Source organism: Lachnoclostridium sp. Marseille-P6806 (assembly GCF_964238185.1).
In the GTDB taxonomy this organism is placed as follows: Bacteria; Bacillota; Clostridia; order Lachnospirales; family Lachnospiraceae; genus Brotaphodocola.
Genome location: NZ_CAXSLG010000003.1, coordinates 86,975 through 109,159, shown reverse-complemented (window position 1 = coordinate 109,159; position 22,185 = coordinate 86,975). Strand labels below are relative to the sequence as shown.

Sequence of the window (22,185 nt, the reverse complement as noted above, 5' to 3'; positions counted from 1 at the left end):
TTTTACGCCCAAAAATGCCGTAAAAATGATTAGAAAACAGGGGTGAAAATGTCAATGGAGAAAAGCAGAATGCGTCCGGTGACTTCCGGGAAAAGCGTTAGAATGAGCTACTCAAGACAGAAGGAAGTTCTTGAGATGCCAAACCTGATTGAGATTCAAAAAGACTCCTATCAGTGGTTCCTCGATGAAGGATTGAAGGAAGTGTTTGAAGATATCTCCCCAATCTCTGACTTTGCAGGTCATCTTAGCCTGGAATTTGTAGATTTCACATTATGTAAGGATGAAGTTAAGTATACGATCGAAGAATGTAAGGAGCGGGATGCTACTTATGCAGCTCCGCTGAAGGTTCGCGTAAGACTCTACAATAAGGATAAAGAAGAGATCAACGAGCATGAGATTTTTATGGGCGATCTTCCGCTGATGACGGATACCGGATCTTTTGTTATTAACGGAGCAGAGCGTGTTATTGTAAGCCAGCTGGTTCGTTCTCCCGGTATTTATTATGGAATTGGCCATGATAAGATCGGTAAAGAGCTTTATACCTGTACCGTGATTCCCAACCGGGGCGCATGGCTGGAGTATGAGACAGACTCCAATGACATTTTCTACGTGCGCGTGGACAGGACCCGTAAGGTGCCGGTAACGGTGCTGATTCGTGCCCTGGGCTATGGAACGAATGCGGAGATTACAGAGCTGTTTGGTGAGGAGCCCAAGCTTCTGGCTAGCTTCAGCAAGGATACATCTGAGAATTACCAGGATGGTCTTCTGGAACTGTACCGCAAGATTCGTCCGGGTGAGCCTTTATCCGTTGATAGTGCAGAGAGCCTGTTAAACAGCATGTTCTTTGACCCGCGTCGTTACGACCTGGCCAAAGTCGGCAGATATAAATTCAACAAAAAGCTTCATTTCAAAAACCGCATCAAGGGTCATGTTCTGGCAGAGACTGTAGTGGATGAAACCACTGGAGAGGTTCTGGCAGAGGCTGGAGCGCTGGTAGATAAGGAGCTGGCAGAGACTCTGCAGAACGCAGCTGTTCCCTATGTTATGATTCAGGGACCGGATCGCAACTACAAGGTGCTGTCTAACCGGATGGTTGATCTGGCTGCTTATGTGGATTTTGATCCGAAGGAAATCGGGATTGCAGAATTAGTATATTACCCGGTACTGAAAAACATTCTGGAAGAAGCTGGCGGAGATCAGGAGGCATTAAAGGTTCTGATTCACCGCAATATCAGCGAGCTGATTCCCAAGCATATTACAAAGGAAGATATCATTGCTTCCATCAACTATAATATGCATCTGGAAGGCGAGATCGGCAATGCAGATGATATTGACCATCTGGGCAACCGTCGTATCCGTGCCGTTGGCGAGCTGCTTCAGAACCAGTATCGTATCGGTCTGTCCCGTATGGAGCGTGTGGTAAGAGAACGTATGACAACTCAGGATATGGACGGCATCACGCCCCAGTCCCTGATCAATATTAAACCGGTCACTGCAGCAGTGAAGGAGTTCTTTGGAAGCTCCCAGCTGTCTCAGTTTATGGATCAGAATAACCCGCTGGCTGAGCTGACCCACAAGAGACGTCTGTCCGCTCTGGGACCTGGCGGTCTGTCCAGAGATCGTGCCGGATTCGAGGTGCGAGACGTACACTACACCCATTACGGACGTATGTGTCCTATCGAGACTCCTGAGGGACCCAACATCGGTCTGATCAACTCTCTGGCAACCTATGCAAGAGTCAATCAGTACGGCTTTATTGAGGCTCCGTACCGAATTGTCGATAAGACAGACCCGATGAATCCTATTGTTACAGATGATGTGGTTTATCTGACAGCAGATGAAGAGGATAACTTCATTGTTGCACAGGCAAACGAACCGCTGGATGAGGAAGGTCACTTCATTCACAATAACGTTTCCGGACGTTTCCGTGAGGAGACTTCTGAATTCCAGAAGAAGGCGATTGATTTGATGGACGTTTCCCCGAAGATGGTATTCTCCGTGGCAACCTCCATGATTCCTTTCCTGGAGAACGATGACGCAAACCGTGCGCTGATGGGATCTAACATGCAGCGTCAGGCCGTACCGCTGCTCAGCACAGAGGCTCCTGTTGTAGGAACCGGTATTGAGGCAAAGGCAGCTGTTGACTCTGGCGTGTGCGTAGTGGCAAAGCACGCAGGTGTGGTTGAGCGTTCCGCATCTAACGAGATTATTATCAAGCGGGATGACAACGGCGGCCGTGATGTTTATCATCTGACCAAGTTTAAGAGAAGCAACCAGTCTAACTGCTATAACCAGAAGCCGATTGTATATAAGAATGATCATGTAGAGGCCGGCGAGGTAATCGCTGATGGTCCTTCTACTCAGAACGGTGAGATCGCTCTGGGTAAGAACCCTCTGATTGGCTTTATGACCTGGGAGGGTTATAACTACGAGGATGCGGTTCTGCTTTCTGAACGTCTGGTTCAGGAAGATGTATATACTTCAGTTCATATTGAGGAATACGAGGCAGAAGCCCGTGACACTAAGCTGGGACCGGAAGAGATTACCCGCGATGTTCCCGGTGTTGGTGATGATGCGTTAAAGGATCTGGACGAGAGAGGAATTATCCGTATCGGTGCAGAGGTTCGTGCCGGAGATATTCTGGTTGGTAAGGTTACGCCTAAGGGAGAGACAGAGCTGACTGCTGAGGAGCGTCTGTTAAGAGCGATCTTTGGTGAGAAGGCAAGAGAGGTTCGCGATACTTCTCTGAAGGTGCCGCACGGCGCATACGGAATTATCGTGGATGCAAAGGTATTTACCAGAGAGAACGGCGATGAGCTGGCTCCTGGCGTAAATCAGACTGTCCGCATCTACATTGCTCAGAAGCGTAAGATTTCTGTAGGTGATAAGATGGCTGGACGTCACGGAAACAAGGGTGTTGTTTCCCGTGTGCTTCCTGTTGAGGATATGCCGTTCCTGCCGAATGGACGTCCCCTGGATATCGTTCTGAATCCTCTGGGCGTACCGTCCCGTATGAATATCGGACAGGTGCTGGAGATTCACTTAAGCCTGGCTGCAAAGGCTCTTGGCTTTAACATTGCGACACCGGTATTTGACGGTGCAAACGAGATTGATATTATGGATACCCTGGAGGTTGCCAACGATTATGTCAACACTTCCTGGGAGGAATTTGTAGAAAAATATAAAGACATCCTGAAACCGGGCGTTATCGATTACCTGGGAGCACATCTGGAGCACAGAGAGCTTTGGAAGGGCGTTCCTTTAAGCCGTGACGGTAAGGTAAGACTTCGCGACGGACGTACCGGCGAATATTTTGACAGCCCGGTAACCATCGGACACATGCATTATCTGAAGCTGCATCACCTGGTTGACGATAAGATTCATGCCCGTTCCACCGGCCCATACTCTCTGGTTACTCAGCAGCCTCTGGGCGGTAAAGCTCAGTTCGGCGGACAGCGTTTCGGAGAGATGGAGGTTTGGGCTCTGGAGGCGTATGGTGCATCCTATACCCTGCAGGAGATCCTGACTGTGAAGTCTGATGATGTTGTCGGACGTGTGAAGACCTACGAGGCGATTATCAAGGGTGAGAATATCCCTGAGCCGGGAGTTCCGGAGTCCTTTAAGGTTCTGTTAAAAGAGCTTCAGTCTCTGGGCCTGGATGTCCGTGTACTGCGTGACGACAATACTGAAGTAGAGATTGGTGAAAACGTAGATTACGATGAGACCGATCTGCGGTCCATTATTGAAGGCGACCGTCACTACAACCGGGAGGAATCCTTCGGTGACTACGGCTATCAGAAGCAGGAGTTCGAAGGCGGAGAGCTGGTTGATGTAGACGAGGACAGCAGTGATGATTTTGACGAGGATATGGATTCCATTGATTTGGATTTCGATGACTCTGACGAAGAATAATAGAAGGGAGTATCGCTCATGCCTGAGACAAATGAAACTTATCAGCCATTGACATTTGACGCCATTAAGATTGGCCTGGCTTCCCCGGAAAAGATTCTGGAGTGGTCCCACGGCGAGGTAAAAAAGCCTGAGACTATTAACTACCGGACCTTAAAGCCCGAGCGGGACGGTCTGTTCTGTGAGCGTATTTTCGGACCCAGCAAGGACTGGGAATGTCATTGCGGCAAATATAAAAAGATCCGTTATAAAGGCGTAATCTGTGACCGATGCGGTGTAGAAGTAACCAAGGCCAGTGTCCGCAGAGAGCGTATCGGCCACATCCAGCTGGCCGCTCCTGTGTCCCACATCTGGTATTTTAAGGGAATCCCCAGCCGGATGGGACTGATCCTGGATATTTCTCCCCGTATTCTGGAGAAGGTGCTGTATTTCGCATCCTATATTGTCCTGGACCAGGGACAGACCAGCCTGCAGTATAAGCAGGTTCTGTCTGAGAAGGAGTACCGGGAGGAAGTGGAGAAATGGGGCTACGGCTCCTTCCGCGTGGGAATGGGCGCAGAGTCCATCCTGGAACTGCTGCAGGCGATTGACCTGGAGAAGGAGTCTGAGCAGTTAAAGAAAGAGTTAAAGGACGCCAGCGGCCAGAAGAGAGCCCGCATTATTAAGCGTCTGGAGGTTGTTGAGGCCTTCCGTAATTCCGGAAACAAGCCGGAATGGATGATCATGACCGTAATTCCGGTAATTCCGCCGGATATCCGTCCTATGGTACAGCTGGACGGCGGCCGTTTTGCTACCTCTGACTTAAATGACTTATACAGAAGAATTATCAACAGAAACAACCGTCTGGCCCGTCTGCTGGAGCTGGGCGCACCGGATATTATTGTTCGTAACGAGAAACGTATGCTTCAGGAGGCTGTGGACGCTCTGATCGACAACGGCCGCCGGGGCAGACCGGTTACCGGCCCGGGAAACCGTGCGTTAAAGTCTCTTTCCGATATGCTGAAAGGTAAGCAGGGACGTTTCCGTCAGAACCTGCTTGGTAAGCGAGTTGACTATTCCGGACGTTCCGTTATCGTTGTAGGACCGGAGTTAAAGATTTATCAGTGCGGTCTTCCTAAAGAGATGGCGATTGAGCTGTTTAAGCCCTTCGTTATGAAGGAGCTGGTTCAGAACGGAACTGCACACAATATCAAGAGCGCAAAGAAGATGGTAGAGCGCCTGCAGACAGAGGTATGGGATGTGCTGGAGGATGTTATTAAAGAGCATCCTGTTATGCTGAACCGTGCGCCTACTCTGCACAGACTGGGTATTCAGGCATTCGAACCGATTCTGGTAGAAGGTAAGGCAATCAAGCTGCATCCGCTTGTATGTACCGCGTTCAATGCGGACTTCGACGGTGACCAGATGGCTGTACATCTGCCCCTGTCTGTAGAGGCCCAGGCAGAGTGCCGCTTCCTGCTTCTTTCTCCCAACAACCTGCTGAAGCCGTCTGATGGTGGTCCTGTAGCGGTTCCGTCTCAGGATATGGTTCTTGGTATTTACTACCTGACCCAGGAGCGCCCAGGTGCAAAGGGTGAGGGCAAGATCTTCAAGAGCGTAAATGAAGCAATTCTTGCTTATGAAAACGGAGTTGTTACTCTGCATTCCAGGATCAAGGCCCGTGTGACAAAAACCATGCCTGACGGCACGGTTCACAGCGGCGTGGTAGAATCTACAGTAGGACGTTTCATTTTCAATGAGATTATTCCGCAGGATCTGGGATTTGTAGACAGAAGTGTGGAGGGAAATGAACTGCTTCTTGAGGTAGACTTCCATGTAGGAAAGAAACAGCTGAAGAAGATTCTGGAGAAGGTTATTAATGTACATGGCGCTACTCAGACTGCTGTAACCCTGGATGATATTAAGGCCATTGGTTACAAATATTCTACCAGAGCAGCCATGACGGTATCTATTTCTGATATGACGGTGCCGGAGTCCAAGCCGAGACTGATTGCTGAGGCACAGGCTACCGTAGACCGGATTGCAAAGAACTACCGCCGCGGTCTGATTACCGAGGAGGAGCGTTATAAAGAGGTTATTGAAACCTGGAAGACAACGGATGATCAGCTGACCCACGATCTGCTGACCGGCCTGGATAAGTATAACAACATCTACATGATGGCTGACTCCGGAGCTCGAGGTTCTGATAAGCAGATTAAACAGCTGGCAGGTATGCGAGGATTGATGGCCGATACAACCGGTCACACCATCGAGCTGCCAATCAAGTCCAACTTCCGTGAGGGTCTGGACGTACTGGAGTACTTCATCTCTGCTCACGGTGCTCGTAAAGGTCTGTCCGATACGGCGCTGCGTACAGCGGACTCTGGTTACCTGACCCGTCGTCTGGTTGACGTATCTCAGGATCTGATTGTCCGTGAGGTAGACTGCTGCGAAGGCAAGGAGATCCCCTACATGGAGATCAAGGCATTCTCTGACGGTAAGGAAACCATCGAGAGCCTGCAGGAGCGTATTACCGGACGTTATATTGCAGAAACCATTACCGACCCGGATACCGGTGAGGTTGTTGTAAAGGCAAACCACATGTGTACACCGAAGCGTGCTGCAGCGGTGATGAAGGTATTAGAGAAGCTGGGACGTGATTCCGTAAAGATCCGTACTGTTCTTACCTGTAAGTCTCATGTGGGAATCTGTGCAAAGTGCTACGGCGCAAACATGGCTACAGGACAGCCGGTTCAGGTTGGTGAGGCAGTTGGTATCATTGCTGCACAGTCTATCGGTGAGCCTGGTACTCAGCTGACCATGCGTACCTTCCATACGGGCGGTGTTGCCGGTGGCGATATTACACAGGGTCTTCCTCGTGTCGAGGAGCTTTTTGAGGCCCGTAAGCCGAAGGGACTTGCTATTATTTCCGAGTTCGGCGGCGTGGTAAATATTAAAGATACAAAGAAGAAGCGTGAGATTGTTGTTACCGATACAGAAACCGGCAACTCCAAGACCTATCTGATTCCTTACGGTTCCAGAATTAAGGTTCAGGACGAGCAGGTGATTGAGGCCGGTGATGAGTTGACCGAGGGTAGTGTCAATCCGCACGATATCCTGAAGATTAAGGGCGTTCGCGCAGTTCAGGACTATATGCTTCGCGAGGTACAGCGAGTTTACCGTCTGCAGGGTGTAGAAATCAACGATAAGCACGTTGAGATGATTGTGCACCAGATGTTAAAGAAGATCAAGATCGAGGAAAGCGGAGACAGCGATGTGCTTCCGGGCGTATCCATGGACGTTCTTGACTTTAACGAGATGAACGAGGCTCTGATTGCAGAAGGCAAGAAGCCGGCAGAGGGCAAGCAGGTTATGCTGGGTATTACCAAGGCATCTCTTGCAACAGATTCCTTCCTGTCAGCTGCATCCTTCCAGGAGACTACCAAGGTTCTGACTGAGGCTGCAATCAACGGTAAAGTGGATCACCTGATCGGTCTGAAGGAGAACGTTCTGATTGGTAAGCTGATTCCGGCTGGTACTGGAATGAAGCGTTATCGTTCCGTTAAGCTGGATACTGACGAGGTTCTGAAGGATGACGAGATTCTTCTGTCTGAGGATGAGGATGATGAGAACCTGATCCTGCCAGAGGATGATGGCGATAGTCTGGATGAGGCTGCGGAAGTATTTGAGATTGATGATACAGAAATAGACGAATAAAGATGTGTGAAAACCCCGGCGCTGGTGACAGCGCCGGGGTTTCTTGCGTTCAGTAGGAAAAATTCGCAGGTGAGATTCTTCTTTTGCAGATGAACGGAAGGGGGTAAATTGCATTGCAGTGTCTGTCTGAGACAGAGAATTCGCAAGAAAGAGCAGTTTCCTCTGATTTCTATTGACAGTAAAAAAAGGGCTGTTATACTATATCTGGTGAGAAGACATACTAGAATTAGTGTTTTTCATGTCATAGGGTATGCCTGTGACATAAAAACGCTCCGCGGGGATCTCCATGGATTGGAGGAGAATTGGGCTGATGAGACGACCCGCCGCAGGCGGAGAAGCTCGCAAGCGAGCTTCTTTCTTAAAATATCAGAGTTTTTAAGAAAGATCTGAAAACGGAAAGAGGATCTTTTATATAAAAAATAGAAGGCAGAGGAGTTGCATGGAGAGGGAAAGAAGTACAGTCAGGAGGAATTCGGCAGAAAGAAACTGGCCGACATTGTCTCCGACAGAACAGTCAAACCGGGTGGCTGGAGGTAAGTCTGGGCAGAAAAATGGCCGGTCTGCAGTCGGAGGCGGAACCAAAAAGAAGGCAGGAGAAGGCGGTGGAAGCGGCCAGAAAAGAGCGGCAGGGGAGAAAACCGGAAGCGGCCAGAAAAGAGCGGCGGGAGAGAGAAGCGGAAGCGGCCAGAGAAAAGCATCAGGAGAGAGAAGCGGAAGCGGACAGAAAAAAGCTGTGGGAGAAGGAAGTCGGCAGCTGAAAAAGGCCCAAAGCCAGCCGGAGGTTATGACAATTCGCTCGGGAATGAGAGGAACCGCATACACAAATTCAGGGCAGGAAGGTCGAAATCAGGGATACAGCAGAGCAACAGGAGGTCAGAACCGGGTCCAGGGACACAGCACGGCTGCAGGAGGCCGGAACCGAGCTCAGGGATACAGCGCGGCTGCAGGAGGCCAGCGTCGTGTTTCGAGCCGCTATCTGGGAGAGGATGAGCTGCGTCGGATGCAGAATCGCCATACACAGAACAGGAAAACCAGTCAGGAAAAACGCCGCCACAGTGCCCGCAGAAGCCGCCATCTAATTTATGCAGGAATGGCTGCTGTCTGTGTGCTGGTTCTGTTTTTGGCTGCAGGCCGAATTGGAAAGAGAAATTCAGCTGAGGCTTCAGGACAGTCCGACATGATTCTGGCAGAAAATAAAAAAACGACTGACGGAACAGACCTGGAGGCAGCCAATGTGTCAGATACAGGAGAAAGAGGAACAGCGCCGCCAGATATTCCTGCGAAAAGCTGGACGAATCATCTTCCGGATATTGGAGCGATGTACGGAATTTATGTCAATCAGGTAGGATGGAGTCATTTTTTTGCAGACAATTCTTATTGCATGGCGCCGGTCAATCAGTTTATTACAGCTTTTCGTGCGACTGTTCATAACCAGCCAGAGGATATGACAGGTACCATTGCCTATCGGGTAAATTTGAGTGGAAGCGGCTGGCTGGATTGGGTTGAGGATGCCAGAGAGGGCGGCTCCTCTCAGGGAGCCATGCCTTTAGAGGCAGTCAGTATGAAGCTGACAGGAGAACTGGGCGAAAATTACGATGTTCTTTACAGTGTTCTTCAGAATCAGCAGTGGACAGACTGGATGAAGAACGGAGAGGAGGCAGGCGTCAGCGGAGCAGGACTGCGGCTTGACGGAATTCGGATTTCCATTGTGAAGAAAAACGAAGGTGGAAATACCTATGCAGGAAATATTGATCCGACAAAGCCGATGCTTGCTTTGACCTATGATGACGGTCCCTCTGTACACGCAACTCCGAGAATTCTGGCAGCTTTGGAGAAGTACAACAGCAGAGCCACATTTTTTATGGTAGGAAAACAGGCGGAAAAGCGGATGGATGTAGTCAAAAAAATGGAGGAGCTTGGATGTGAGGTGGCAAATCATACCTACGATCATACGCTTATGACCAAGGTTCCGCCGGAAGAGCTGGCCAGTCAGCTGGCGCGGACCAATCAGGTGGTATCAGATGCCTGTGGAGTTTCCCCGGTGCTGATGCGGCCCTGCGGAGGCGCAAGAAGCGAGGCGGGAATGAATATTGTAGGAGCTATTTCCATGCCGGCCGTGCTCTGGTCCATTGATACGCTGGACTGGAAAACAAGAGATGCGCAGACAACAATTCAGACTGTGTTGGAGCAGGCAAAGGACGGAGACATTATTCTGATGCATGACCTTTATGAGACCACAGCCGATGCCAGCGAGGTTCTGATTCCGGAGCTAGTCAACCGGGGCTTTCAGCTGGTAACGGTCAGTGAGCTGGCCTCTTACCGTGGGGGGATGCTTCCCGGCCATACCTACAGCAGATTCCGTCCACAGTGAAAACAGGGAACTTTAGCTTGCACACTATGACAAGATATGATATAATTTCGTTGAATTCTAAGCATAGCATAGGAGGCGAAACGTATGAAGCACGTAAAGACTTTAAATAACAAGACTCTGAAAGAGTCCATGAAAAAGGGCGGCTGCGGCGAGTGCCAGACTTCCTGCCAGTCTGCATGCAAGACTTCCTGCACCGTTGGCAACCAGAGCTGCGAGAATCCGAACAGATAATGATCGGACAGCGCTTCAAGCCAAGATAAGGAAGCCAAAAGATCCCCTATGGTCCCGGATCGTAGGGGATCTTTTTCGTTCATAGGAAAGCGCACCCTGTAAGAGAACAGCTGAAAGATAAGGAGAGATATAGTGATTCATCAGTACAAAAACAACGGATACAATATTGTTATGGATATTTCCAGTGGCTCCGTCCATGTAGTGGACGATGTAGTTTATGATGCAGTAGAGCTGTTAGAGCCGGTAATGGGCGAGCTGCGCAAGCCGATGGCTATTCCGGCAGATGCCAAAGCGCGGGTTCTGGATCTGCTGTCTCAGTCCTACAACCGCTCTGACGCAGAGGAGGCGCTGGATGAGGTTCAGGCTCTGATTGATGCAGAGGAGCTGTATACCGCAGATGTTTATCAGGAGTATGTAACAGATTTTAAGCAGCGCAAAACTGTCGTAAAGGCGTTGTGTCTGCATATTGCCCATGACTGTAACCTGGGCTGCAAATACTGCTTTGCAGAAGAGGGCGAGTATCATGGCAGACGGGCTCTTATGAGCTTTGAAGTAGGAAAAAAGGCTCTGGATTTCCTGATTGCCAATTCCGGCAATAGAAGAAATCTGGAAGTAGACTTTTTCGGCGGCGAGCCGCTGATGAACTGGGAAGTGGTAAAGCAGCTGGTTGAGTATGGCCGCTCTCAGGAAGAAGCCCATGGAAAGCACTTCCGTTTTACAATTACCACCAACGGTGTGCTGTTAAATGATGAAATTATGGATTTCTGCAATAGGGAAATGAGCAATGTGGTTATGAGTCTGGACGGCCGCAAGGAGGTCAACGACTTGATGCGTCCTACCAGAAACGGTCATGGCAGCAGCTATGATATTATTGTTCCCAAGTTCCAGAAGTTTGCAGAGAGCCGTGCCGGAAAGGATTATTATGTGCGTGGCACCTTTACCCGCAACAATCTGGACTTTTCCGAGGATGTGAAGCATTTTGCGGATCTGGGCTTTGAGCAGATGTCTATTGAGCCGGTTGTGGCTTCTCCGGAGGAACCCTACGCAATTCGTGAGGAGGATCTGCCGAAGATTCTGGAAGAGTATGATAAGCTGGCTGTGGAATATATTAAGCGTAAAAAAGAGGGAAGAGGCTTTAACTTCTTCCACTTTATGATTGATTTGAATCAGGGACCCTGTGTAGCCAAGCGTCTGTCTGGCTGCGGTTCAGGAACAGAGTACCTGGCAGTTACGCCCTGGGGAGATCTTTACCCCTGTCATCAGTTTGTAGGACAGGAGGAGTTCCTGATGGGAAATGTTGATACGGGAGTTACCCGGACTGATATTCGGGATGAATTTAAACTCTGCAATGTGTACGCAAAGGAAAAATGCCGGAAGTGCTTCGCCAGATTTTACTGCAGCGGCGGATGTGCGGCCAATTCCTACAATTTCCACGGCTGCATTACCGATGCCTATGATATTGGCTGTGAAATGCAGAAAAAGAGAATTGAGTGTGCCATTATGATTAAGGCTGCCCTGGCTGAAGAGGAATAAGGAGAGGAGAAATGAGATGAAAAGCAGTAAAGGAAAGGGGCTTATTGGCCTGCTGATTCTGCTGATTGCAGTGGGGCTTTTTGGCTTCCTGGGTTATGATACCATGGATGACATTAAGCTGGGACTGGATCTGGCAGGCGGTGTCAGCATTACTTATCAGGCAGTAGAGGAAGAGCCTGGTCAGGAAGAAATGTCGGATACCATTTATAAGCTTCAGCAAAGAGTACAGAATTACAGTACTGAGGCAGAGGTTTACCAGGAAGGAAATAACCGGATCAATATTGATATTCCGGGAGTATCCGATGCCAATGCGATTCTGGAGGAGCTGGGTAAGCCCGGTTCTCTGATTTTTGCCGATGAAAACGGTCAGGTGCTGTTGACTGGTGATCAGGTGGCTTCTGCCAAGGCAGGAGTGATCGATCAGGGCGGCGGCGCGAAGGGATACATTGTCAGCCTGACCTTTACCGAAGAAGGAAGCAAGGCCTTTGCAGATGCAACGGCAGCCAATGTAGGAAAGCGGATTGCCATTATTTACGATGGACAGATTTATTCCAATCCGGTTGTTCGGGAAGCTATTTCCGGAGGACAGTGCCAGATCGACGGTATGGCAGACTATGAGGAGGCCAATGACTTGGCTGCAACCATCCGTATCGGTTCTCTGTCCCTGGAGCTGGAAGAGCTGCGCTCTAATGTAGTAGGTGCAAAGCTGGGACAGGAGGCTATTTCCACCAGTTTAAAGGCAGGCGCTGTGGGCTTTGGGATTGTGGTTGTATTTATGATTGCCGCATATCTGATTCCCGGCGTGGCAGCTTCTATTGCCCTGGCTCTGTATGTAGGTCTGATCGTGATTCTTCTGTCTGCCTTTGAGGTGACTCTGACCCTTCCGGGTATTGCGGGAATTATCCTTTCCGTAGGTATGGCAGTGGATGCGAACGTCATTATCTTTACCCGTATTAAGGAAGAGCTGGGTGTGGGAAAAACCGTTCATTCTGCGATTAAGACAGGATTTAACAAGGCGCTTTCTGCAATCGTAGACGGAAATATCACTACCCTGATTGCAGCGGCTGTTCTGTATTTCCGCGGTTCCGGAACAGTAAAGGGATTTGCAACAACGCTTGCAATTGGTATTGTACTGTCCATGTTTACCGCCCTGTTTGTAACAAGAGGAGCGCTGATGGCCCTTTACCATCTGGGCTTTGATCAGGCTAAATTCTACGGAATTAAGAAGGACGGACGTGTTTGGAATTTCCTGGGAAAGAAGAAGCTTTGCTTCCTGATTTCTATTGTTATGGTAGTGGCTGGATGGGCGGCAATGGGCCTGAATCGTACCCAGACCGGAAAAGCTTTGAATTATGGAATGGACTTTACTGGCGGAACCTCCACCAATGTTACCTTTAATGAGGATCTAAGCCTAGAGGATATTTCTTCCAAGGTAGTTCCTGTGGTATCCAAGATTACTGGTGATGCAGATGTGCAGACCCAGAAGGTGGCAGGCACAAACGAGGTAATTATCAAGACCAAGACCCTGAATGTGGATCAGAGACAGGCTCTCGAAGACGCTATGGTAGAAAACTTTGGCGTTGAGGCAGAAAAGATTACGGCAGAAAGCATTTCCGGCGCAGTCAGCGCGGAGATGAAGCAGGATGCTCTGTGGGCTGTGATCGTGGCTACGATTCTGATGCTCCTTTACATCTGGTTCCGGTTTAAAAATATTAAGTTTGCAGCCAGTGCAATTCTGGCTCTGGTACACGATGTGCTGGTAGTGCTGACCTTCTATGCAGTGGCCAAGTGGTCCGTCGGATCTACCTTTATTGCATGTATGCTGACTATTGTGGGATATTCCATTAATGCGACCATTGTTATCTTTGACCGTATTCGTGAAAACCTGGCAGCAGGCAGAAATAAGGAAACTCTGGAGGAGCTGGTAAATAAGAGCATTACCCAGACTGTTACCAGAAGCATTAATACATCGCTGACAACCTTCATTATGGTATTTGTATTGTACTTAATGGGTGTGTCTGCCATCCGTGAATTTGCTCTTCCTCTGATGGTCGGCATTGTATGCGGTACCTACTCTTCTGTATGCGTGACAGGAGCTCTGTGGTATGTAATGACAACCCGTAAGAAAAAGGCAGCAGCAGACAAGTAACTTTGATGTTTAAAACAGAAATGGGAATTGTATGAAATATCAACTGATTACAACAGACGGACGGGCAAAAAGAGCTCAGGTCCAGACGGTTCACGGAACCATTCAGACACCGGTATTTATGAACGTAGGAACAGTAGGCGTAATCAAAGGCGCGGTTTCTACGGACGATCTGCGCCAGATCGGCACGCAGGTGGAGCTGTCCAACACCTACCACCTGCATGTGAGAACCGGGGATAAACTGATTAAGGAGTTTGGCGGACTTCACAAATTTATGAACTGGGACAGACCCATTCTTACAGATTCCGGCGGATTCCAGGTATTTTCCCTGGCAGGTCTGCGCAAAATCAAGGAAGAGGGCGTTTATTTCCAGTCTCACATTGACGGCCACAGGATTTTTATGGGGCCGGAGGAAAGCATGCAGATTCAGTCCAACCTTGGCTCCACCATTGCCATGGCCTTTGATGAGTGCCCGCCCAGCCGCGCAGATTTCTCTTATATCCAGAATTCTGTGGATCGGACAACGAGATGGCTAGAACGGTGTAAAAAGGAGATGGCAAGGCTGAATGGCCTGCCGGATACCATCAACAAAGAGCAGCTTCTGTTTGGAATCAACCAGGGCGGTGTGGTGGATGAGATTCGAATTAATCATGCAAAAACCATAGCAGCCATGGATTTGGACGGCTATGCCTTGGGCGGTCTGGCAGTGGGAGAAACCCATGAAGAGATGTATCACATTCTTGATGTAACGGTTCCTCACCTTCCCCAGAATAAGCCCACTTATCTGATGGGCGTAGGAACGCCGGCCAATATTTTGGAGGCGGTAGACCGGGGCGTAGACTTCTTTGACTGTGTATATCCGTCACGAAACGGACGCCACAGCCATGTATATACCAATTATGGAAAATTAAACCTTCTGAATCAGAAATATGAGCTGGATCACAGACCGATTGAAGAGGGCTGTCAGTGTCCGGCCTGCCGCTCTTATTCCAGAGCCTATATCCGGCACCTGTTTAAGGCAAAAGAAATGCTGGGAATGAGATTATGTGTCTTGCATAATTTGTATTTTTATAATACAATGATGAAAGAGATTCGCGACGCAATCGAGGAGCACCGGTATGCTGATTATAAAGCAGAAAAGCTGGAGCGTATGGCCCGTGGAGAACAGGGCTGACGTGTCTGGCGCCGGATTCCGATGAATCAAAAAAGAATATAAGGCTGCCTGAAGCGAGGCGGCAGCAGCCTGAGGAGGAAGCACTTATGTTAACAGCAACTGGAGGAATGTCACCTATGTTTTTAATCGGCTACATTATCTTTTTCTGCGCACTGATGTATTTTATGGCAATTCGCCCGCAGCAGAAAGAAAAGAAAAAACAGCAGGCACTGCTGGCCAGCGTAGCAATCGGCGACAGTGTACTGACAACAGCAGGATTTTACGGTGTAATTATCGACATGACCGATGATACTGTGATTGTAGAGTTCGGAAGCAACAAGAACTGCCGGATTCCTATGCAGAAAACCTCGATCGTGCAGGTAGAAAAACCGGAAGTATAAGAGAAGAGTCGTTGAAGTGCTCAAAAATACCGCTCTGTGATGCATAAGCATCATGGAGCGGTATTTTGATTTCTCGAGAAATTTTTGTGAGATGGATGAAATGGCTACTTCTCCCACCGCCCTGATGCGCCGCAGGGCAGCGCAAGTCCGGATTCTTTAACAGGGAGTCCGATTTCCTGAGCGTCCACATGACCTCCAAACTTCGGAACAATTTCCGTAGACATCATATAGGTAAGTACAGCAGGAGCCAGTCCTGTTGTATAGGAGTTAATCAGGAAAAACAGAGGCTCATCGGAAAGAAGTTGAACGCACAGCTTAACCAGAGGATGGATGGCGTCTTCGATTTTCCAGATTTCTCCTTTGGGTCCCCGTCCGTAGGAAGGAGGATCCATGATAATGCCATCGTAGTGGTTTCCACGACGGATTTCCCGTTCAACAAATTTTACACAGTCATCAACCAGCCAGCGGATAGGCGCATCGGCGAGACCGGAGGAAACTGCATTTTCCTTGGCCCATCCAACCATGCCTTTGGAGGCATCTACATGGGTTACAGAGGCTCCTGCAGCAGCTGCAGCCAGCGTGGCTCCGCCAGTATAGGCAAACAGGTTCAGAACCTTTACCGGGCGTCCTGCCTGTCTGATTTTGTTTCCGAACCAGTCCCAGTTGACAGCCTGTTCCGGAAATAGTCCGGTGTGTTTAAAACTGAAGGGCTTCAGATTGAAGGTAAGGTTTTTGTAAGAGATGGACCACTGCTGAGGCAGATCAAAGAATTCCCATTCTCCGCCGCCTTTTGCACTCCGGTGATAATGTCCGTTTTTATGGCGCCATCCCACATGGTTTTTGGGGGTATCCCAGATAACCTGAGGATCCGGGCGAACCAGGAGATATTCTCCCCATCGTTCCAGTTTTTCTCCTTTAGAACAGTCGATGACCTGATAATCTTTCCAGCCGTCTGCTAACCACATAATTTATTCCAGCCTTTCCGGGAGATATAAGCTGCTCCCTCTGTTTTTCATAGGTTTTGTATGCTGATATTACTTGCTGTGCAGGAAAAAGCCTGCTTTCTGCCTTCCATTATACAGAGAACAGGGGCTTTCCGTCAAGAAGTTCCCGGTAGATGCAGTTTTGCGATTTTGCATCAGGGAAAGGAACTGGAGGCAGAAATTGTAAGAAAAATCGTAAGAAATTACGGATGTTTTTTATTGAATAATTTCCTATAACTTGTTAAAATGGAAGGTAGATGTATCAGAGGAATGAGTTAAAGGAGAATTTTTACAAATATGAAGAAGAAAAGTTGGGTGGTTCTTGCCCTTGCAGCCTCAGTCAGTCTCGGCAGCGGAATTTCGGCCATGGCGGCTACGGGATGGGTGCAGGAAGGCAGCAACTGGGCATACTACAATTCTGCAGGCAGCCGAGAGTACAATGAGTGGAGAAAGGGAGGCGACGGATACTGGCGCTATCTGAATGGAAATGGTGTTATGGCGGTGGATTCCTGGGTAGACAATGATGATTACTATGTGGACTCCAACGGCATTATGGTGGCCGGGAAGTGGCTGCAGGTTCCCAATTCTGATGCAGACACCGGTTATGACTGGTATTATTTCAACAGTACCGGAAAGTGTATGAAAGAGCGCTGGGAGAAGATTAATAATAATTGGTATTATTTTGATGATACAGGACTGATGCAGACTGGCTGGGTTCTGGATGATATGTATTACTGTGGTTCCAATGGCGTGATGCAGACCGGTTGGCAGAGACTGGCGCCTCCGGATGGATACGAGGATGAGGAAGAGGACAACGGTGGTCCCTTTGAGACAGAGGATGACGGCAAGTACTGGTATTATTTTAATTCTAACGGAAAAAAAGTGGTTCCAGACAGCGATGGAGATAATGTCAAGCAGAAGAAAATCAATGGAGAATACTATTGTCTGAGAGAGGACGGGGCCATGCAGACTGGCTGGGTCTGTGTAACTGGTGATGAATCTGACTCCATTGCAGATTACCGGTTTGTAGATGCCAATGGTCAGGTTCGCTCTGGCTGGTATACAGCAGAGCCCCCGGAGAATCTTCAGGATCAGTACGATTACGATGTGGAGTGGTTTTACTTTAACAGCAAGGGAGAACCGAAGACGGGGCCGAAGATTGGTTCAGCCCACAGCAGTGATTTGGAAAAGATCAACGGCAACACCTACCTGTTTGGACCAAACGGCGTTCCGGTATACGGAATTCAGAAGGTATATTTGGATCGGGATGAATCAGAATATACGGCGTATTACTTCGGCAATCGTTCCCAAAGCAGTATGCTCCGCGGAAAACAGAAGATTGACGATGGCGGAGAAATGAGGGAATATTATTTTACCTCCACAGGCCGAGGTTATACAGGCGTATATAATAACTACCTATATTATATGGGAAAGCTTCAGAAAGCAGATTCTGGAAGCAAATATGAGGTATTTACCATTCAGGATGGAGACAGCAGCAAGAATTATGTGATTAATACTTCCGGTCGTATTGCGAAAAATACAACCGTAAAGGATCGGGATGGCATTAAGTATAAAACCAACAGCGGCGGCGTTCTGATTGAAGAGGATGGAGACAGAGTTGAGGGCGGTACTTACTCAAGTCCAGAGGAACCGGACTGGAGCTCCTGGAACGAATAGGCCATCAGCAGTTTACTGCAAAGACTGAAAATAGAAAAAGTGCTTTTTCAGGAGAGATCCTGGGGAGGCACTTTTTTCTATGGACCGGAAAAAACTTAAAAAAATTCAAAAAAACACTTGCATTTCCGAAAAACCTATGATAATATGGAAAAGCTGTGACATGATAGCGATGAAGCGCGAGGTTGCTGCCTTAGATATGGCAGGTTTTCCGTGGAGCGAATGTCAAGTTAGGAAACTGACGACAAGTCACTGTACCAATTTAACAGCTGTAGGAACTAAGGTAATGCAGTAACGCAGTGTGAGTCCACCGCGACACACACGGAGATGTGTACAGTCACCGCTTGTCGTACTTCAAACAAAAGTGCGAAAAGGAGGCGACTTTTTTTATGGCAAGTCAAGTAATGAGAATCACATTAAAAGCTTATGATCATCAGTTAGTTGATCAGTCTGCTGGAAAAATCATCGAGACCGTAAAGAAGACAGGGGCTCAGGTGAGTGGACCGGTGCCGTTACCCACAAAGAAGGAAGTAGTAACTATCCTGAGAGCGGTACACAAATACAAAGATTCCAGAGAGCAGTTCGAGCAGAGAACTCACAAAAGACTTATCGATATCATCACCCCGAGCCAGAAGACAGTAGATGCTCTGTCCAAGCTGGAAATGCCGGCTGGTGTTTATATCGACATCAAAATGAAACAGAAATAACTTTAGTATGATTGCCTCAAAAGGGTAATCCGCTGTAAGGAGGAAATGAAATGAAGAAAGCTATTTTAGCTACCAAAGTCGGAATGACCCAGATCTTCAACGAAGATGGCGTTTTAGTTCCGGTAACTGTTCTTCAGGCAGGTCCCTGCGTAGTAACCCAGGTTAAGACTGAAGAGAACGATGGCTACAAGGCCGTACAGGTTGGTTTTGTTGACAAGAGAGAGAAACTGGTCAGCAAGCCGGTTAAGGGACACTTTGACAAGGCTGGTGTCGCTTATAAGAGATTTGTTAGAGAATTCCGTCTCGACAATGCAGAAGAGTATTCTGTAAAAGATGAGATTAAAGCTGATATCTTCGCTGCAGGCGACAAGATTGATGCAACTGCTGTTTCCAAGGGAAAAGGATTCCAGGGCGCTATCAAGAGACACGGCCAGTCCCGCGGACCGATGGCTCATGGTTCCAAGTACCATCGTCATGCAGGTTCCAATGGTGCATGTTCTGACCCGAGTAAGGTATTCAAGGGCAAAAAGATGCCGGGCCACATGGGCAGCAAGCGTGTAACTGTTCAGAATCTGGAAGTTGTTAAGGTTGACGCTGAGAACAATCTGATTCTGGTTAAGGGTGCTGTTCCCGGACCGAAGAAATCCTTAGTGACAATCAAAGAAACAGTGAAGGCTTGATTGCTTTGACGAGAAAGGAGGAACACTTAAAATGGCAAACGTATCCGTTTACAATATGGAAGGTAATGAAGTAGGCAAGATGGAGTTAAACGATGCTGTATTTGGTGTAGAGATTAACGAACACCTGGTACACATGGCAGTAGTTGCACAGCTTGCTAACAAGCGTCAGGGTACTCAGAAGGCAAAAACCCGTTCTGAGGTTTCTGGCGGTGGAAGAAAACCGTGGAGACAGAAAGGAACCGGACATGCACGTCAGGGTTCAACCAGAGCTCCGCAGTGGACCGGCGGCGGTATCGTATTCGCTCCGACCCCGAGAGATTACACCATCACTCTGAACAAGAAAGAGAAGAGAGCAGCATTAAAGTCCGCTCTGACCAGCAGAGTACAGGAGAACAAGTTCATCGTTGTTGACGAGCTGAAGCTGGATGAGATTAAGACCAAAAAGTTCCAGAACGTACTGAACAACCTGAAGGTTTCCAAGGCTCTGGTAGTAGTTGGCGATGACAGCGACAACGTAGTAAAGTCTGCTAAGAACATCCCGACCGTAAAGACCGCTTATGTCAATACCATCAACGTATATGACATTCTGAAATACAACACTGTAGTGGCTACCAAGACCGCTGTTGCAAATATCGAGGAGGTGTACGCATAATGGCAAACATTCAGTACTATGATGTCATTCTCAAACCGGTTGTTACCGAGAAGAGCATGAATGCTATGGCAGAGAAGAAATACACTTTCCTGGTTCACACCGAGGCAAACAAGAGCATGATCAAAGAAGCTGTTGAGAAAATGTTCCCGGGAACCAAAGTGAAGAGCGTTAATACCATGAACAACGAAGGCAAGAACAGAAGAAGAGGTATGACCTTCGGCAAGACTGCTGCTACCAAGAAAGCTATTGTACAGCTGACCGAGGACAGCAAGGAAATCGAAATTTTCGCAGGTCTGTAAGCTGCAGAGCTTTCGGGCTAAAGAATAGACACTATACAGCGGGATGATAAATCAAACCTATATCGCGCTGTGATAAGAGATACACGCGGATGCGTTGATGAAATTCAGCAAAGCGTGTGAGATTGAACACCCTGCGGGTATCGAAGTATGCCCGACAACAGGGGGTTGAGGACGAAAGGAGTTATAATCATGGGAATTAAAACATATCGCCCATATACACCTTCCAGAAGACATATGACCGGTTCTGACTTTAAGGAAATCACCAAGTCTACTCCGGAGAAGTCTCTGGTTACTTCTTTAAAGAAGAACGCTGGACGTAATAACCAGGGTAAAATCACTGTGAGACACCGTGGCGGCGGCTCCAGAAGAAAATACAGAATCATCGACTTTAAGAGAAACCACAAGGATGGCATTCCGGCAACTGTAATCGGTATCGAGTACGATCCGAACAGAACTGCTAACATTGCTCTGATTTGCTACGCAGACGGCGAGAAGTCCTATATCCTGGCTCCGGCTGGTCTGACCAACGGCATGAAGGTTATGAGCGGTGAGAATGCAGAGGCTAAGGTTGGTAACTGCCTGCCGTTAGCAAACATCCCGGTTGGTGCACAGATTCACAACATTGAGCTGTATCCGGGCAAGGGCGGTCAGCTGGTTCGTTCCGCTGGTAACTCTGCTCAGTTAATGGCTAAAGAAGGCAAATATGCAACCTTAAGACTTCCTTCCGGCGAAATGAGAATGGTTCCGATCATCTGCCGCGCTACCATCGGTGAAGTAGGCAATGGTGACCACAACCTGATCAACATCGGTAAGGCTGGTAGAAAACGTCACATGGGTATCCGTCCTACTGTCCGCGGTTCCGTTATGAACCCGAATGACCATCCGCACGGTGGTGGTGAAGGTAAGACCGGTATCGGCCGTCCGGGTCCTTCCACTCCTTGGGGCAAGCCTGCTCTGGGTCTGAAGACCAGAAAGAAAAACAAGCAGTCTAATAAGCTGATTGTAAGAAGACGCGACGGAAAGACCATTAAATAATAAGGAGGATCTAAACCTATGGCACGTTCATTAAAAAAAGGACCATTTGCAGATGCGCACTTACTGAAAAAAGTTGACGCAATGAACGCAGCAGGACAGCATCAGGTAATTAAGACCTGGTCCCGCCGTTCCACAATCTTCCCGCAGATGGTTGGACATACAATTGCAGTTCATGATGGCAGAAAGCATGTTCCGGTATATGTTACCGAGGATATGGTAGGCCACAAGCTGGGTGAGTTCGTAGCTACCAGAACTTACAGAGGACACGGAAAAGACGAGAAGAAATCCAAACGTTAACCGTCAGGACTGAAAGGAGGTTATTAGCAATGGCTAAAGGACATAGAAGTCAGATTAAGAGAGAGAGAAATGCCCAGAAGGACACCAGACCGAGCGCTAAGCTGTCTTACGCACGTGTTTCTGTTCAGAAGGCATGCTTCGTATTAGATGCCATCAGAGGCAAAGATGTGCAGACTGCACTTGGTATTGTAACCTACAATCCCAGATATGCTTCTTCTTTAATTAAAAAATTACTGGAATCAGCAGTAGCTAATGCTGAGAACAACAACAACATGGATCCGGCTAAGCTGTATGTAGAAGAGTGCTTCGCAAACAAGGCTCCGACCATGAAGAGAGTAAAACCGAGAGCACAGGGCCGCGCTTACAGAATCGAGAAGAGAACGAGCCACATTACTGTTGTGCTGAATGAAAGATAGGA

General features: G+C 48.4%; 17 protein-coding genes. 16 read left to right on the top strand and 1 reads right to left on the bottom strand.

Annotation, left to right across the window (positions count from 1 at the left end; genetic code table 11):
- Positions 1 to 54: 54 nt before the first annotated feature.
- The 8 genes from ACESON_RS04650 (at position 55) to yajC (ending at position 15,440) form a co-directional block, all read left to right on the top strand.
- Positions 55 to 3,912, top strand: coding sequence for a DNA-directed RNA polymerase subunit beta (locus tag ACESON_RS04650; protein ID WP_177958438.1), 3,858 nt, complete (start codon positions 55 to 57; stop codon positions 3,910 to 3,912).
- Between the two features lie 18 nt (positions 3,913 to 3,930).
- Complete coding sequence (rpoC, locus tag ACESON_RS04645; protein WP_177958437.1) at positions 3,931 to 7,605, top strand: DNA-directed RNA polymerase subunit beta'; 3,675 nt, start codon at positions 3,931 to 3,933, stop codon at positions 7,603 to 7,605.
- A 439-nt stretch (positions 7,606 to 8,044) separates the two neighbouring features.
- Complete coding sequence (locus tag ACESON_RS04640; RefSeq protein ID WP_373108685.1) at positions 8,045 to 9,976, top strand: polysaccharide deacetylase family protein; 1,932 nt, start codon at positions 8,045 to 8,047, stop codon at positions 9,974 to 9,976.
- 84 nt (positions 9,977 to 10,060) lie between these two features.
- Positions 10,061 to 10,207, top strand: coding sequence for a six-cysteine ranthipeptide SCIFF (gene scfA, locus ACESON_RS04635; protein WP_177958000.1), 147 nt, complete (start codon positions 10,061 to 10,063; stop codon positions 10,205 to 10,207).
- Positions 10,208 to 10,339: 132 nt separating this feature from the next.
- The gene (gene scfB, locus ACESON_RS04630) at positions 10,340 to 11,740 is read left to right on the top strand and encodes a thioether cross-link-forming SCIFF peptide maturase (RefSeq protein WP_177958001.1); all 1,401 of its coding nucleotides are present in this window, start codon (positions 10,340 to 10,342) and stop codon (positions 11,738 to 11,740) included.
- A 16-nt stretch (positions 11,741 to 11,756) separates the two neighbouring features.
- Complete coding sequence (gene secD / locus ACESON_RS04625) at positions 11,757 to 13,889, top strand: protein translocase subunit SecD (RefSeq protein ID WP_177958002.1); 2,133 nt, start codon at positions 11,757 to 11,759, stop codon at positions 13,887 to 13,889.
- A gap of 31 nt (positions 13,890 to 13,920) precedes the next feature.
- Positions 13,921 to 15,060 carry a tRNA guanosine(34) transglycosylase Tgt gene (gene tgt / locus ACESON_RS04620; RefSeq protein ID WP_177958003.1) on the top strand — a complete coding sequence of 380 codons (1,140 nt, stop codon included), beginning with the start codon at positions 13,921 to 13,923 and terminating at the stop codon, positions 15,058 to 15,060.
- Between the two features lie 86 nt (positions 15,061 to 15,146).
- Entirely contained in the window at positions 15,147 to 15,440 is a 294-nt protein-coding gene (yajC, locus tag ACESON_RS04615) for a preprotein translocase subunit YajC (protein WP_177958004.1), read from the top strand.
- Between the two features lie 104 nt (positions 15,441 to 15,544).
- Here the strand turns inward: yajC and ACESON_RS04610 are convergent, their stop codons facing one another.
- The gene (locus ACESON_RS04610) at positions 15,545 to 16,405 is read right to left on the bottom strand and encodes a class I SAM-dependent methyltransferase (protein ID WP_177958005.1); all 861 of its coding nucleotides are present in this window, start codon (positions 16,403 to 16,405) and stop codon (positions 15,545 to 15,547) included.
- A gap of 315 nt (positions 16,406 to 16,720) precedes the next feature.
- Between ACESON_RS04610 and ACESON_RS04605 the strand changes: the two genes are divergently transcribed.
- From ACESON_RS04605 to rplV, 8 genes are all read left to right on the top strand, one after another.
- Positions 16,721 to 18,100, top strand: coding sequence for a cell wall-binding protein (locus tag ACESON_RS04605; RefSeq protein WP_373108684.1), 1,380 nt, complete (start codon positions 16,721 to 16,723; stop codon positions 18,098 to 18,100).
- Between the two features lie 386 nt (positions 18,101 to 18,486).
- Positions 18,487 to 18,804 (top strand): 30S ribosomal protein S10, encoded by a 318-nt coding sequence (gene rpsJ, locus ACESON_RS04600; protein ID WP_177958007.1) that lies wholly within the window; start codon positions 18,487 to 18,489, stop codon positions 18,802 to 18,804.
- A 50-nt stretch (positions 18,805 to 18,854) separates the two neighbouring features.
- The gene (gene rplC, locus ACESON_RS04595; protein ID WP_177958008.1) at positions 18,855 to 19,484 is read left to right on the top strand and encodes a 50S ribosomal protein L3; all 630 of its coding nucleotides are present in this window, start codon (positions 18,855 to 18,857) and stop codon (positions 19,482 to 19,484) included.
- A 31-nt stretch (positions 19,485 to 19,515) separates the two neighbouring features.
- Positions 19,516 to 20,136, top strand: coding sequence for a 50S ribosomal protein L4 (gene rplD, locus ACESON_RS04590; RefSeq protein WP_177993671.1), 621 nt, complete (start codon positions 19,516 to 19,518; stop codon positions 20,134 to 20,136).
- On the top strand, positions 20,136 to 20,435 hold the full coding sequence (gene rplW, locus ACESON_RS04585) for a 50S ribosomal protein L23 (protein ID WP_177958010.1): 300 nt from the start codon (positions 20,136 to 20,138) through the stop codon (positions 20,433 to 20,435). The genes rplD and rplW overlap by 1 nt, the downstream gene beginning before the upstream one ends.
- Before the next feature lie 189 nt (positions 20,436 to 20,624).
- Positions 20,625 to 21,470 carry a 50S ribosomal protein L2 gene (gene rplB / locus ACESON_RS04580; RefSeq protein ID WP_177958011.1) on the top strand — a complete coding sequence of 282 codons (846 nt, stop codon included), beginning with the start codon at positions 20,625 to 20,627 and terminating at the stop codon, positions 21,468 to 21,470.
- Positions 21,471 to 21,488: 18 nt separating this feature from the next.
- The gene (gene rpsS, locus ACESON_RS04575) at positions 21,489 to 21,767 is read left to right on the top strand and encodes a 30S ribosomal protein S19 (RefSeq protein WP_006782235.1); all 279 of its coding nucleotides are present in this window, start codon (positions 21,489 to 21,491) and stop codon (positions 21,765 to 21,767) included.
- Between the two features lie 29 nt (positions 21,768 to 21,796).
- Positions 21,797 to 22,183: a 50S ribosomal protein L22 gene (gene rplV, locus ACESON_RS04570; protein WP_177958012.1), complete on the top strand. Its 387-nt coding sequence runs from the start codon at positions 21,797 to 21,799 to the stop codon at positions 22,181 to 22,183.
- Positions 22,184 to 22,185 lie beyond the last annotated feature (2 nt).